The sequence below is a fragment of the Desulfosporosinus metallidurans genome (assembly GCF_001936615.1).
Classification (GTDB): domain Bacteria; phylum Bacillota; class Desulfitobacteriia; order Desulfitobacteriales; family Desulfitobacteriaceae; genus Desulfosporosinus; species Desulfosporosinus metallidurans.
In genome coordinates this window covers 1-873 of record NZ_MLBF01000160.1, presented here as the reverse complement: position 1 = coordinate 873, position 873 = coordinate 1, and the positions used below count along the sequence as shown (strand labels likewise).

At 36.0% G+C, this 873-nt stretch carries 1 protein-coding gene; it reads right to left on the bottom strand.

Going from position 1 to position 873, the window contains the following annotated elements:
• Positions 1-159: 159 nt before the first annotated feature.
• Positions 160-711 carry a hypothetical protein gene (locus DSOL_RS26130; protein ID WP_207649686.1) on the bottom strand — a complete coding sequence of 184 codons (552 nt, stop codon included), beginning with the start codon at positions 709-711 and terminating at the stop codon, positions 160-162.
• Positions 712-873: the final 162 nt, after the last annotated feature.

The window sequence follows — 873 nt, the reverse complement described above, 5'->3', positions numbered from 1 at the left end:
TTTTATCTCAACAATAACGACGGACTGACTGATGACGGACGGATATTTACCAGTTTTAATTAACTATATAATATCCGTTCGTCCATTAACTTATTCTGGTCAGTCTATCAGTCTACACTCAGACACTTTACACCGTCAATCTATGGACATTAAAGTGCGTCAGTAACAGTATTTAAGAAACATACGAATAACTGCCCATGCGTCCTTATTATGAAACATCAGACATGCTTTACATATTTGCGTAGAACTTATATCCTCAATGTCATTACATTCCAACGTGATCAAAAAAATAAGAAAATCCTCACAAGATTTCCTTTTTCCTTTGATGGTTCCTGCCCGATTGCCACTATGCTCACAGAATGACAGGTAATCTTCAAGCAAAACCGCATAGTTCTCCGGCAACTTAACAGGCGATTTTTTCCGTTGGCAAGAGTACTTCCTTCCATCATTATAATCGCTTAATCTTCCTATGATTGTACGAATCATACTTTGGAAAGAATCACTTATTTCATGGGTGGAAGTGTAATCCTCAATAAAAGCATTCCCGATTTCGGGCGAGTATGCAGGTATTTTATCCTGCTGCATATACAGTGCAAGGGTTTTTAATATTTTACGGTAATTATTCAATGTATCCTTGCCGTAGAATTTTGATTGGAGCTGCTCTAGCAGTCCATGGGTCAGTGCTTCGACTGACTTATACTTTTTTTCCATAAGGTACCTCCTATACAATATCGTATTTGATTACATTTTCATTGTATAAGAGGATTATAATTATTTGAGAAAAAAGACAAGGAACAAAGTAATTATGCTGTATTTGATAATTCTTCTGGGATAATTAATCTTCTTGGATAATGCGACTTATCCGAGAACTTA

What these genes read in the sequence shown, in the direction of transcription:
- DSOL_RS26130 (WP_207649686.1), bottom strand. Translation starts at nt 711, where the DNA reads ATGGAAAAAAAGTATAAGTCAGTCGAAGCACTGACCCATGGACTGCTA.